At 44.5% G+C, this 13,322-nt stretch carries 9 protein-coding genes; 5 read left to right on the forward strand and 4 right to left on the reverse strand.

Annotation, left to right across the window (positions count from 1 at the left end):
* The first annotated feature begins 30 nt into the window (after positions 1 to 30).
* A complete protein-coding gene (locus tag OCU74_RS05925) occupies positions 31 to 1,287 on the forward strand; it encodes a CBS domain-containing protein (RefSeq protein WP_087480696.1) in 1,257 nt (418 codons plus the stop codon).
* Between the two features lie 122 nt (positions 1,288 to 1,409).
* Here OCU74_RS05925 and OCU74_RS05930 read toward each other — a convergent pair whose 3' ends face one another.
* Both OCU74_RS05930 and OCU74_RS05935 read right to left on the reverse strand, forming a co-directional pair.
* Positions 1,410 to 2,990 (reverse strand): kinetochore Spc7 family protein, encoded by a 1,581-nt coding sequence (locus tag OCU74_RS05930; protein ID WP_087480697.1) that lies wholly within the window; start codon positions 2,988 to 2,990, stop codon positions 1,410 to 1,412.
* Between the two features lie 497 nt (positions 2,991 to 3,487).
* Positions 3,488 to 5,161: a rhamnogalacturonan lyase B N-terminal domain-containing protein gene (locus tag OCU74_RS05935; RefSeq protein ID WP_087480698.1), complete on the reverse strand. Its 1,674-nt coding sequence runs from the start codon at positions 5,159 to 5,161 to the stop codon at positions 3,488 to 3,490.
* A 520-nt stretch (positions 5,162 to 5,681) separates the two neighbouring features.
* Between OCU74_RS05935 and OCU74_RS05940 the strand changes: the two genes are divergently transcribed.
* Positions 5,682 to 7,211 (forward strand): pectate lyase family protein, encoded by a 1,530-nt coding sequence (locus tag OCU74_RS05940; protein WP_087480699.1) that lies wholly within the window; start codon positions 5,682 to 5,684, stop codon positions 7,209 to 7,211.
* Between the two features lie 222 nt (positions 7,212 to 7,433).
* Positions 7,434 to 9,158 (forward strand): right-handed parallel beta-helix repeat-containing protein, encoded by a 1,725-nt coding sequence (locus tag OCU74_RS05945; RefSeq protein WP_087480700.1) that lies wholly within the window; start codon positions 7,434 to 7,436, stop codon positions 9,156 to 9,158.
* Positions 9,159 to 9,232: 74 nt separating this feature from the next.
* Here the strand turns inward: OCU74_RS05945 and OCU74_RS05950 are convergent, their stop codons facing one another.
* Positions 9,233 to 10,012: a helix-turn-helix transcriptional regulator gene (locus OCU74_RS05950; protein ID WP_087480701.1), complete on the reverse strand. Its 780-nt coding sequence runs from the start codon at positions 10,010 to 10,012 to the stop codon at positions 9,233 to 9,235.
* An 11-nt stretch (positions 10,013 to 10,023) separates the two neighbouring features.
* Entirely contained in the window at positions 10,024 to 10,557 is a 534-nt protein-coding gene (locus OCU74_RS05955) for a YbhB/YbcL family Raf kinase inhibitor-like protein (protein ID WP_087480702.1), read from the reverse strand.
* 366 nt (positions 10,558 to 10,923) lie between these two features.
* Here OCU74_RS05955 and OCU74_RS05960 point away from each other — a divergent pair, with 366 nt between their 5' ends.
* Together OCU74_RS05960 and OCU74_RS05965 are read left to right on the forward strand one after the other, a co-directional pair.
* The gene (locus tag OCU74_RS05960; RefSeq protein WP_087480703.1) at positions 10,924 to 12,300 is read left to right on the forward strand and encodes a uracil-xanthine permease family protein; all 1,377 of its coding nucleotides are present in this window, start codon (positions 10,924 to 10,926) and stop codon (positions 12,298 to 12,300) included.
* Between the two features lie 116 nt (positions 12,301 to 12,416).
* Entirely contained in the window at positions 12,417 to 13,301 is an 885-nt protein-coding gene (locus OCU74_RS05965; RefSeq protein ID WP_087480704.1) for a LysR family transcriptional regulator, read from the forward strand.
* Positions 13,302 to 13,322: the final 21 nt, after the last annotated feature.

The raw sequence follows: 13,322 nt of genomic DNA on the forward strand, positions 1-13,322 counted from the left end.
ATTTTTTACTAATCGTGTAAGAGGCGATATATGAAAAGCCGATCTATTTCTAAAGTTGTGCTGACTGCTCTGCTGTTTGGCTCAATGGTTGTAACGACATCCTTTGTCACCATCCTGATGGCAACACCTGTTGCAGAGGCGAAGAAACTAACACCAGAGGAAAAACAGCTCAAGGTTGATCAACGGCAGACCGCTTTAGCGCTCAAAAAGATCAATAGTATGCAGAGATATATTGAAGAAGATAATATTAAATCTGCAGAAAGAACGATTAAGCAGGCAAGTAAATATTACGGTAAAGTTTCCGATGAATTTAAGGAAAATGATAAAGATGCAATTCTGGTCGGACAAAAAATTGAGGAATATGCTGCCGCGATCCAACAACTGAAAGATAACCGGGAAGCACAACATCAGCTCAATGAAACGCTGACTCAGGAGCAACGTGCATATTCAAAAATGGTAACTCAGTGGGAAGGTGTTATTGAGCTGTTAATGGTCGGCAGAGATAAGGACACTAATACCAATTACTATTTGGGTAAGTTTCCTAAGTTTGAAGAGTCTTATGCGCAGTTTGTTTCTATTGAAGCACAAGTGAGAGAAAAGTTACCGAATCTGATTCAGTTGCATCCGAAAGCCAGTGTGAATATTCCCCCGAAAAAAATCTCAGTGGGTGAGTTTCTGGATTTAGTCCACAATGCGGCCAAATATCGTAAGGAAGGTTATCAGGTTGTGTGTGATAAATTGTTCGATGAGCAACTGGCTTATTATGAAAAAGAGTATAATACACTGAAATCAGATGATTATCTGAATGTCAGATGGCTTTCCCGGCTTTATGGAAAGAATGCTGACAATGACATTAGGGATATTGCTGAAATTAAACAAGCATATCAGTCTGCCGGTATTGAGGCTTCAAAAGAAAGACAAGACAGACTTGCGTCTATTAAGCCAAAAATGCGGGCACTTCTCAAAGAAAAAGCAGAGCATCATCATTGGTCCGAGCATGAAGATCAATACTCATATAGTGATGGCGATATGAAACGGATTCTGTCCAAATCAGGACGTGATGTCGAGGAGATGGGAGCATTACCGGCCAGAGAGTGGAAAATCGCGAAGAATGGTTTAGGTATTCCGGTTAATCGTCATTCAAATGGTTATGTGCTTTATGAAGTTGAGGATGCGCCGTTCCTCGCTGGTTTCTCTGTTATTTTCTACCGTCCGTTCAATGGCCAGGATTATGATCCGGTGAGTAATGTCAGTCTGAGAGATGTCTTTGTTCCTTACGAAGACTAGACGGTATCTACCACTGTTCAAACGAGATTAATGATTCATCTGCCGTTTGAGAAAGATAATACAATACAAGCCGGAATAGTTCATATTCCGGCATTTATTTCATCATCACCTTTGCTGAATACCTAATCAGAAATACTACGATAGCGGGAAACCGCTTTATACATATCATCGAGTAAAATTGCTGTGGTTCCGCCATTTTTTGCGGTCAGGGAGTTCTGACATAATTCATTGTGTATTTGTGCTGCCAGAACAATTTTTTCCTGCATACTTTGGGCATCCGTACTTAACATCAGATCGTTCATCAGATTACTGGTAATCTCTGCTTTCCCCTGTGCAATATGGTTTTCAAGATGAAATGGATGACTGGCTTTTTGCTGAAGTTGATCCACCTGAGGCTGGAACGATGTAATCAGCGATTTTTTGAGTGGGATGAGCTTCATATCGTCAACTGCATTGGAAAGCCCCATTTGCAGTTTATCCTGCGCAGAAACGCCTGGTGTTGCGTGTGCTTCTTCAAGTTTCTTCAGCGCGGAGGGTGTGTAAGATAAAGTCTTCTTCCCGTCAATATTTGTTGTCCACTGAATATGTTCACTGGCATCTATAGCTTCACTAAACGCAAGTTTTTCATATTTATTGTCGATTGAATCATAGGTATCTTGCAAATTGAGTAGAAAACCTTCTGATGGCTGTGCACCAACCGCTCCATTCTTTTGAGTGATATGTAGCAGCAGGCTTTTCTTATCCATTTCTGCATCTAAAAGAAGGCCTGTTTCGGATTTGATATGGTTGGCCATTTTCTCTCCGTATTGCTCCGGAGTTTTAAAATGCATACCAAGATGGTTGGCTTCTTTCTTCAGCCAGTGGCGGAAACCATGTTTCTTGTGATCGATCTTAGGCTGGTCAAAGCTTTCGATTGCTGTACCGAGGAGATTAATGATATCTGCCTGAACCTGTGATTCAGCTAATGCGTCTTTGGTTTCCATCCGTAATGCCGCTCGGGTTGTTGCCATGGATTGCACCAGATGCAGCGAGTCATGTTCTACCGTTTTGCTGGTATTTGCGATGTGGTCTTTTGTGATTTTTGATAGCAGAGACAGGTGATTCATGTCATTAACCAGTGGCAGGATTTTATCCGCTTTGGCTTCCAGCAGATTATTCACCTTCTGTTCGCAAATATAATCATCGTGAGCATACTTGGCCAGAGTCTTTATATCACTGAATTCAGTTTTGCCGCTTTCCGGATCCTGACCTTCCAGCAGATAAGGGCGCTGCTCTTCTATTTTTGCCAGTGAGTCACGAAATTCAGATATCTCTTGCTGTAATCCGGAGGAGAAGTGCTCACCCTGTTGTTCCAGTGCCCGTAAAATATCGCTTATCTCCTGATAGGTTGAAAGATGAGATTGTACGGTATCCCGATATTTTTCTTTTAATGCTGTTGTGTCATGTGGATCTGTCGGAGCAGCCTGATCGGCCTGTTGTATTTCGGATTGATGGTCTAAATTGTAGGCGAGCTGCTTTTCACGATATTTTTGCATGGCCTGATCAAGCTTGTTCGCATTGGGTTCTAAAGGTCGGTCATGGGCAGTCTGTTCTTGAATCTGTCTTTTTTCGGAGGAAACACCGTTTTTATTTGTCTCTGTTAACTTATGAAAATTGAAACCGGTTACAATACTAGCATGTGACGTTGAACTAAATATATTCATAGAAGAAAACTCCAGTTTTATTATATGCACATTATTTCTGTTGAACTTTTTATGTAAGCGGTTCCAATTTTGATGGAGAGTAAGAGAGGAAAGATAGGAAACAGAGAAGTAAGTCTAAGAATAAACAAGTTTCATATAGGAAGTTGTCATATAGAAAGGGCATATTTCTATTAAGTCCATATATAAAAATAAAATTATTAACACATACAATATTAACATGAGTCACATTTAACAGCTTGTTTCTTAACACTATAATCATATAGTAGTTTGGCTTGCTTCCCGGAAATTAAATGATTGGGCAACGTTGGATGTTTAAACCGGTTATATCCATATAAAAAGATATGGACGGCATCTGTAATCAGGCAGAAGTAGGTTAAGCAAAAGGTGATAATTTGGATGGGTGATGATGCATCAGAATAGACATCAGCATCCCGACGATGATTCGACAGGATGCTGATGATAACAGTTTAGCTCCGCAAGGAAGCGAAAGCTCTTCTTTAGTTGAGTAAGTCGATACTATCGATACTGTAACCAGCAGACAGGAAGCCACTCATACCCGATCCACTAATTGCTGTAACAGTCAGTCGGTTCCAGTCGTTACCGCTGGCCCAGGCACTGGCAGGAACATCAAATGTATAAGTCGTGTTGTTTCCCCGATAAGTCCCGACCGTTAAAGTCCGTGTTTTTGGCTGAGAAGAAGGGGACGGATTTGATGATGTCCAGTTATTGACCGAAATTTTAGGACGTCCGCCAGAATAAGCGACAGTAATACCAATCCGGACCCGGTGTGCTTTTGCGCGCTGTTCATTGCTGAGGCGGAAGTAGATAACATGGTCATTGTTAATATCTTTCCACATATAAGCCGGGAATGCGCTGGCTTGAGTGCTGCCGACGATAAAGTTCGACGGATTCCAGTCTGCCATACGGACATCTGAAGGATGCATTGTAGTCAGTTTATCGCCGTTGAGGAATTCCCGTGGAGTTCCGTCCCAGTCGCCGATACGCCAGATAGCATTGTCACTACTTGGGTCTCCGGTAATTTCATATGAATGCAAGACCGTTGTTTGTCCGGCATTGACAGTCACCGTTTGGGTGTTCACTGCCAGCTCGTTTTTGTATGTTGTCATGGTGTAAGTACCTGGCAACATATTGTCCCGGCTGAAATAGCCACTGGCTGGATTGGCTGTCGCCCAGTACTGAGCCCGGTTGTTAGCAAAACCGACAGTGTATTCATAGTTCGAATCACGTCCGGTGATACCGACACCGGCAACCTTGCCTCGGTTTGACTCGGCAACATAGCCTCTCAGGCCCATTTGTGAGAACCAGGAAAGATTAATATCGCCATCGGCTGGTGGTTCCTGGCCGCTATTGATGACCATTGTGTAATGGTTCAGTATGCCGGTGCGGAATGCTTCTGTCTGAGCTTCACCATAGTTGACGATATAGGTGATTTCCTGATCGGTTGTTGTTGCCTGATTGAGCAAGCTACGATAGAAAGGACCGCCGGAACCACCTTCCTGACTTCCCCGGACTAACCAGACACCAACATTTGATCCGGTAGCACCAATGGAACTCCAGTCTTTCAGACGCATGTTTGAATAATGTTTGGAACGTGTTTCTCCATTGGATAGCGCAAAAATATCACTGGCTTCAACCGTAGATACGGTTTGAGAAATATTGGAAGGCTCTGGTCCATTAGGGAGTCGACTACGTTGTAGTCTTAAAATATAACGCACATGACCATGAATATTTGGTTCAGATGCAAAATAAGTAGCCATGTAGATATATGGATAACCATTTCTGGCCATATAATAATGGGTGAGATCGCCAGCCTGAACCGTAATTTTTATATATTGGTTCTGATAGTTTTGAGCAGAGACTTGCACACTCGAGGTATTTTTATATAACCAGTCAAATCCCGAATTAATTTGTGAGCCTCTCTTTTGGTTCTGATACTCAACACCATTAATTTTGAGCGAAGCAAGATCTCCGGCTGATTGAGTACTGACCCCGTTATCGGTCCTTCGTATACTGAATACGACGCCAGCATTGGTATCGACAGTATAAAAATCATTGGAGGTTGATAACCGAAAGGCTGCCTGTGCGCTAAAGCTTGCAGCACAGGTAGCCAATACCCACGTGATGATAGATATATATTTGATTTTTTTCATAATTATGCCTAATTGACGCTGTTGTTTCTTGTGTGTGAATAAGCCTGTATATATTTTATCGTGGTAGTTATTATTTAAATTTATATATTTAAATTGATATTTCTGTATGTATTTAAATATATCTTATTGTTTTTTGTGAAAATGAAACGTTATTCCAAAACTAATAACCCTATCAAGAGTGTTTATTTAATTGTGCTTTTAGTTATTTGATTTCAGATTCATTCTGCTGTAAGTCTACCAGAGAAAATTTCATATAACGTGAAGTCCCTCAACAAAAAGAGCTTCCAAAAAAATAATGTTTAAATTTTAACCCAGATCAAAAAAGAAACAACGTTTCATTTTAAAGAGAATATTGTTTTGTTATATATAAATAATTCTTTAGTCAGCGGAGGGGTTTTTAAGGTACAAGCGACTGGGAATTTATTCATTGATTTACAACATAGTTTGTTGCTGCCATTAAAGACAGACAAAAAAGACGGCAGATATTTTTAAATATATAGATATATAGATAAGGAAGAGCATGATGATCGACAGAAAATTTAAGTACACCGTACTGGCTTCACTGATATCATCTCTAGCACTAATTTCTTCACCTTCATTTGCAAACGGTTTCCACACTAGTAATGGCGGAACAACCGGAGGCGAAGGGGGAAATGTTGTTTATGCTACGACAGGTACTCAAATTCATGAAGCTTTGTGTAACCGGGCTTCAAGTGACACACCAATCATTATTCAGGTAGAAGGAACAATCAATCACGGAAATACATCCAAAGTTTCCGGGGATAGCTGTAATACAGCAGCAGATAAAATTGAACTGAAAGACATCAGTAACGTGACACTGATTGGTGTCGGAAATGGTGCACTATTTGATGAGTTGGGTATTCATATCCGTTCTTCATCCAACATTATCATTCGTAATGTTCATGTCAGAAATGTAAAAAAATCAGGTTCTCCGACATCAAATGGCGGGGATGCAATCGGTCTGGAGAAAGATGTATCAAACGTCTGGGTTGATCACGTTACGCTAGAAGCCAGTGGTGGTGAGAGTGACGGATATGATGCTCTGATTGATATGAAAAACAACACTAAGTATGTCACTTTGTCTTACAGCATACTGAAAAACTCCGGCCGTGGTGGCTTGGTTGGTTCCAGTGATAGCGATAGTAATAACGGTCCTGTGACTTTCCACCATAACTACTACGAAAATATCAATTCACGTACACCACTGTTACGTCATGCGACGGCACACTCCTATAACAACTATTACAATGGCCTTATCTCTTCCGGTATGAATCCAAGAATCGGTGGAAAAATTAAGGCAGAGAATAACTATGTCAAAGATTCCAAAGATCCATTGGGTACTTTCTATACCAATGACATGGGATATTGGGATGTGAGCGGTAACATCTGGGATAATGTGACCTGGTCAAGTGATGGCAGCAAACTGCATCCGGCAGGTCCGAATCCGGTTTCAACCACATCGATCAGTATTCCTTACGATTATCATCCGGATAAAGCGAGCTGTGTTCCATCGATTGTGATGGCGACAGCCGGTGCGAATAAAGGTCTTGCTGTATCCGATGGTAGCTGTAGCGTAACTCCGGGTGATGGCAATTCTGGCGGTGGCAGTACTGGTGGCGGTAACGATGGTGGTTCAGGCGGCAATGACGGCGGCTCAACCAGCGGTACTAATCTGGCTCTGAATGCGGCGGCTGATGGTAGCTCTAAAGGTAGTGGTACCAGCTATGGCAACGTCACCGATGGAGATACCAGCACTTACTGGTCGCCACAGGGCAGAACCGGAACAATCAGTGTGAAACGTCTGAACAGAACAATTAATGCGGTCAGAATTGTTGAACTTTCCGGTACTCAGGGAACGGTTACATCATGGTCTCTGGTCAATAATGACAATGGTGCAACACTGGCATCAGGCAATTCAGTTCCTAACGTTATCACATTCCCGGATACCAATCTGGATAAAGTAAATTTTGTAATCAAGTCAGCGAATGGCACACCAGCCATTGCCGAGTTCGAAGTTTACAAAAATTAATTTGTCCCGGCTGGGAAAATGAAGTGTCAAAGGGGCGGCCGATAAAGGAGCCCCTTTGCTTTGTCTCTGTTAGCTATTTTCCGTGGTGAGTGCTTTTGGTTCTCTGCTCTGTGACTGACAACACGGCACCAGTATGAATTGGATATGAACACTCATCAGTTAAGTTAGCCACATGAATTTGGTTTGCATGGCGCAAACAATGCCTGATGAGGTTTATCAATCATGAATAGCTTTAATCGCATCACATCTGTATTACCCACACTTTTTCTTCTGTTCTGCAGTACTCAGATATCGGCTCAGACGCTGACGATTCAGGAAGATCAGCCTGGTTTCTGTAGTGCTGACGGCGACCCGCAGGAAACCAGTAACTCAGGTTATACCGGGAAGGGTTATGTTAATGTTGTTAATCAATCGGATACACAAGTTGTCTGGCAGGTAGAAGTCGGCTCTGCGGGAACATATTCGTTTGACTTCCGTTATGCAAACGGCTCAGCAGACAGCCGGGCGGCACATGTTGAGATTAATGGTTCCCGGTATGCACTTCCTCAAAATTCAACCGGAGGATGGAACCGGTGGCGGACCGACTCATTACAGGTCTATCTTCCTGCCGGAGTTGTGACGATTCATTTACAGTCGGACAGCAGTTCGGGGCTGGCTAATATCGATTCACTGACGGTATCCGGTAACCGTGTAAAAGCGGCCGCTTGTTCTGGTGTGACACCACATCCGCTGGTGAACAGTGCTCTGGCTACCCGTTGTGAAGGCACAACCAGTGGGCTGAATGCCAGCCGTATCTACTACGTTACCCCGAATGGCTCACCGAATAACAGTGGCAGTAGCTTCTCTTCACCGCTGGACTATGCCACCGCACTGGAAAAAGTGCGTGGCGGAGAAATGGTTCTGCTGCAACCCGGAACTTATTCCGTTGCTTATCGTGCCGGTAATAAAAATACCATCAGACTTAGTCGTTCCGGCAGTAACGGTGCACCGATTTATGTTGTGGCTGCCGATTGTGGACGGGCTGTATTTGATTTTTCCTTCCCACAAGGGCAGTGGGTACAGAACAGCTACGGTTTCTACATGACCGGAGACTATTGGTATCTGAAAGGAATCGAAGTGACCCGCGCCGGTTATCAGGGCGTTTATGTCACCGGTAGTCACAATACCTTTGAAAACAGTGCCTTCCACCACAACCGCAACAGTGGTCTGGAGATCAATAAAGGTGGTTCGTATACCTCAGTGATCAATTCGGACTCATACCGTAACTATGATCCGAAGAAAAATGGCGGAATGGCCGATGGGTTTGCTTCTAAACAGGAGCAGGGGCCGGGAAACTATTTCTTTGGCTGTCGGGCCTGGGATAACTCTGATGACGGATTTGATACCTACGATAGTCCGGAGACAGTAACGATCGAATATAGCTGGGCATTTCAGAATGGGATTGACTACTGGAATGACAGCAATTTCAGCGGCAACGGTAACGGCTTTAAACTGGGAGGTAAGAAGGCCTTAGAGAATAACCGTATCACTCACTCGGTTGCCTTTGGTAATGTGAACAAAGGGTTTGATCAGAATAGTAATACCGGAGGTATTACACTGATCAATAATTTCTCTTATCACAATGGTATCAACTACGGTTTTGGCACAAGCCTGCAATCCGGGCAGCGTCATTACTTCCGGAATAATGTCTCTCTTGACGGAAGTGTGGATATTGCGAATGCGAATGCCCGTTATAACTCATGGGATAACGGACCATCGGTTTCTACGTCTGATTATCTCAGTCTGGATACCTCATTTGCTACAGTTACCCGTCACGCTGACGGCACGTTACCGTTTACGCCATTGTTCCGGCTGAATCCGGGTTCTCAACTGATCGATGCCGGTTCGAATGAAGGGCTTTATTATGCCGGACAGGCTCCGGATCTGGGAGCATTTGAACGGGAGTAATCTTGGTTTGGTGTGATTTATTGAGCAAGCGGGCTTCGGCCCGCTTCATTTTTCAGGGATGTTTTCCTGACATGCTACTTTTCCAGCGTATTCAGATATTGTCTGGGAGAGAGTCCGAATGTTTTTGAAAACTGCTGACTGAACCTTTCCTGTGACTGATAGCCGCAGGCCAGTGCAATATCCAGCTGGTTTGTGGCACCTTCTTGCATCAATCCGACAGCATGGTTTAACCGGACATTAAGCAAAATCTCCCGAAAGGCGGTGTTTTCTGCTTTCAGACGTCGGATCAGCGTTGATTTACTCATACCTAAATGCGGGCAGATCTGCTCGATCTGATGAGGTTTATCCGGCTGCTGTTGCAAATACTCACTTACCTGTTGGGCAAGTGAGCACGGTGTATCAGGAAACAGGATATGCAATTTCCCGATTTCCGCCAGCTGTTGATAGAGCGCATATAACCAGTATTTCTGACTTTCCTGACTGAAATCTTTTGCAGACAGTGTTGAAAGTACAGAAAGTGTTTCCTGCAAGGGCGGAGTCAGATCCAGATAGGGAAGCGTATGATCTGCATGTGAATGGCTGAACGCCAGCATTGTCTGCTCCGGTGGGAGCAGGAAGCAGAACTGTATTGAGGAAAACGAATGGGACTCGGGAATATTCACGAAAGTGAGTTTTTCATGCGCCCGGGTCAGTAACAAACGCTTGCCCTGAATATCGATTTGCTTCCCCTGATAATGGCAGCATTTCTTTCCGGAACGAACCCAGATGAGACTGGGGGTCAGAATCGAAACATTCCGTAGATGCTGGGCATAACATCCTCTGTAATGGTGAACGGTAAAGGCTGTTGATGCCATACGTGCAATCCTTATCTGACGTAAGTTGCAGTGAGTTTTGCTTTATCCAGAGCCATGGCATTGAGCATAAAACCAGCGACAGCTGCAGAAGCATCTGGTGCAATATCAAGTTTCTCTACCGGTAGCGCCCAAACGGTAAACTGATAACGGTGCATCCCGTGTTTTTTCGGAGGACAGGCACCACCAAAATGGCGAATGCCGTAGTCGTTAACCAACTCCATTGCTCCGGTTTTAGTCACATCAGCACCTCGATTCAGTGTCGTAACCTGTGCCGGAATGTTAACCACCACCCAGTGCCACCAGCCACTGCCTGTCGGAGCGTCCGGATCATAGGTGGTCAGAGCGAAACTTTTAGTACCGGCAGGTATATCTTTCCAGGTGAGTTGTGGTGACAGATTCTTGCCCTGACAGCCGGAGCCCTGAAATTCGAAAGTGGCGCTCATCCGTTCGCCTTCATGTATATCGTTACTGGTCAGTTCAAGAGCTGAGCTTGCCATCGATGTGAGAGAACTTCCTAACAGAAGTAAAAGTGTACTGAGTTTCATGAATCAATCCTTAGTAAGTGAATGCCCTTCTATCTTAAGACGAGGTTGACGATGAATATCTACAATAAGTGTTATTTTTTATGAAATAAAGCCAATTGGTGAGACTTTTAGTTTGTTTTTATGCAACAAATGGCTGCGTGAGGCAGTTATTTTATCTTAATCGTCATATGCCCCGCCTTGGTGCCGGATCCAATAATGCTGCCCAAACATAGCGCAAAAAACTAACCAGTTAGTCAATAAATGATATCTCGATTTTGTCTGTTCTGTTGTAATGCATTGATATAAATATGTTTTTATGCTTTGGCACAGGAGTTGTATTCAGTGTTCCAACTGTTCCATCAATGCTCAACAATAAAGGAATATGTCATGTCTTCAACAAAGGATTTGATCTATCAACTGGAAGACCGGCCCACAACTGGTGCAGCATTGCTTGCTGCGTTTCAGCATGTGCTGGCAAGTTTCATCGGTATTATTACACCAACACTCGTGATTGGTGGCGTGCTGGGATTGGGAGAAGAAATTCCCTATCTGATTAGTATGGCCTTATTTGTCTCTGGTGTAGCGACTCTGATTCAGGTGAAGGGGATCGGGCCGGTTGGTTCCGGGCTTCTGAGTATTCAGGGAACCAGTTTCTCGTTTGTCGGTGGTGTGATTGCTGCCGGACTGGCGGTTAAAGGTCAGGGCGGCGATACACGGGAAGTTCTGGCAACGGTGTTTGGTGTCTGCATGGTCGGCTCATTTATTGAGATGGCTCTGAGCCGCTTTTTAGGTAAATTACGCAAAATTATCACACCGACAGTCACCGGGATCGTCGTTTGTCTGATCGGTCTGAGCCTGATTAAAGTGGGTATTACCGATATTGCCGGTGGATTCGGGGCCGAAGATTTTGGGAGTCTCCGTAATCTCGGGATTGCTGCTCTGGTGATTTTAACCGTATTGATATTGCAGTTATCCCGTTATCCGATGTTGCGTTTGTCAGCCATTTTTATCGGTCTTGTGGTTGGTTGTCTGGTTGCTGCCATTCTGGGAAAAGTTTCTGTTCCGGGGCTGGACAAGGTCGAACTGGTCGCTATTCCGCAGTTTTTTAAATATGGACTGAGTTTTAGCTGGGAAGCGTTTCTGCCGTTGATGTTCATCTTTGTGATTACCGCGATTGAAACGGTCGGTGATTTAACGGCCAGTTCCCGGGTTTCAGGTCAGCCCTGTTCCGGGCCGGTCTATGAAAAACGGATTCAGGGTGGTGTTCTTGGTGATGGGTTGAATTCTTTACTGGCCGGGTGCCTGAATACGTTTCCGAATACAACGTTCAGTCAGAATAACGGGGTGATTCAACTGACGGGTGTCGCCAGTCGCTATGTCGGTTTCTTTGTCGCCGGGATATTTATTTTACTGGGATTGTTTCCCGCGGTAGGAGCGGTGTTGCAAAGCATTCCCAAGCCGGTACTCGGCGCGACGACAACATTGATGTTCGGAACGATTGCAGTAGCAGGTATTCGGATCCTTGCCAGTGAAGAGTTTAATCGCAAGAAAGTTCTGACAGTCGCGATTTCTTTTGGCCTTGGTCTCGGTGTAGCGCTGGTACCGGACTTACTTCAGGGCATGCCACCATTGGTTCAGAAAATATTTTCATCATCGATCACGACCGGAGGATTAACTGCGATTTTGTGTACGTTACTGTTACCGGATGTGGATATCACGGAAGAAGAACCGAAAGCCGCTGTTGAAAAAGAAGTCTCGGTGTGAGGGTTTTCAGACAAACGGGAAAGAGCCGGATCATTGATGAACTTACCGGTTCGATCCCCGGATTGTACGTATAATAGGTGAAATTAGACCATTGAGAGGTTACCCGTTCCGGGACTATGGAATTAAAACAACTTCAACATTTGATTGCCGTCGTTGAATACGGCTCTATTTCTGGAGCAGCCCGCCATCTTAGCCTTGCTCAGCCTGCCATTAGTGCCAGTATTAAGAAACTGGAGTCGGAGCTGAATATTCTTTTGCTCCACCGGCGTGAACGTGGTGTCAGTTTAACCCGGGCCGGAGAAAACTTTATCCGCCATGCCCAGCTGATTGTAAAACAGGCCGATGATGCAAGGCTGTCCATGCAGGCCTTGGAAGGACTGGAACAGGGGGAAGTTCTGATTGGTGTTCCCAGCATGCTGGGGTCATATTTTTTCCCGCCTCTGCTGATGGCATTCAGACACCGCCATCCCGCTCTGGAAATGCATATCATCGATGATGGGACGCGTAATATCCGGCAACTTCTGATGGATGGTGAGATTGAAATCGGAGTGGTTGCCGATAAGGACTTACTCCCTGAGCTGGAAAGCATTCGTCTGGTCCGGGAGGAAATGGTGGTTTGTATGGCGACGGATCATCCGCTGGCGGAGAAAAAAAAGATTGAATACAGTGATTTTCTGGCCCATGACTTAGTTCTGTTCCGAAAAGGTTATTACCATCATGCACTGATCGAAAAGATCAGTCGTCAGGCGCAGATGAAACCTAATGTCGCTTTTACCAGTAATCTCCTGCCGTTAATTAAAGCAGTCATTCGTCAGGGATATGCGATTTCTCCGATGTGGAAAGTCGTGATTCAGGATGGCGATGATATTGTGACCCGGCCATTTACTCAGCCTTTTACGATTGATATGAGTCTGGCATGGCGGCGGGGTAGTCATCTGTCCCGCGCCAATCAGGCATTCAGAGATTTTGTACAGGATGAGCTTCACGTCAGACCGAGATAATACCGGCTACCTGAAATAGTT

Source organism: Vibrio mangrovi (assembly GCF_024346955.1).
Lineage (GTDB): Bacteria > Pseudomonadota > Gammaproteobacteria > Enterobacterales > Vibrionaceae > Vibrio > Vibrio mangrovi.

Coding starts and splice junctions, on each gene's coding strand:
- OCU74_RS05945 (WP_087480700.1), top strand. CDS start 7,434: ATGAATAGCTTTAATCGCATCACATCTGTATTACCCACACTTTTTCTT.
- OCU74_RS05965 (WP_087480704.1), top strand. CDS start 12,417: ATGGAATTAAAACAACTTCAACATTTGATTGCCGTCGTTGAATACGGC.
- OCU74_RS05925 (WP_087480696.1), top strand. CDS start 31: ATGAAAAGCCGATCTATTTCTAAAGTTGTGCTGACTGCTCTGCTGTTT.
- OCU74_RS05940 (WP_087480699.1), top strand. CDS start 5,682: ATGATGATCGACAGAAAATTTAAGTACACCGTACTGGCTTCACTGATA.
- OCU74_RS05930 (WP_087480697.1), bottom strand. CDS start 2,990: ATGAATATATTTAGTTCAACGTCACATGCTAGTATTGTAACCGGTTTC.
- OCU74_RS05955 (WP_087480702.1), bottom strand. CDS start 10,557: ATGAAACTCAGTACACTTTTACTTCTGTTAGGAAGTTCTCTCACATCG.
- OCU74_RS05960 (WP_087480703.1), top strand. CDS start 10,924: ATGTCTTCAACAAAGGATTTGATCTATCAACTGGAAGACCGGCCCACA.
- OCU74_RS05935 (WP_087480698.1), bottom strand. CDS start 5,161: ATGAAAAAAATCAAATATATATCTATCATCACGTGGGTATTGGCTACC.
- OCU74_RS05950 (WP_087480701.1), bottom strand. CDS start 10,012: ATGGCATCAACAGCCTTTACCGTTCACCATTACAGAGGATGTTATGCC.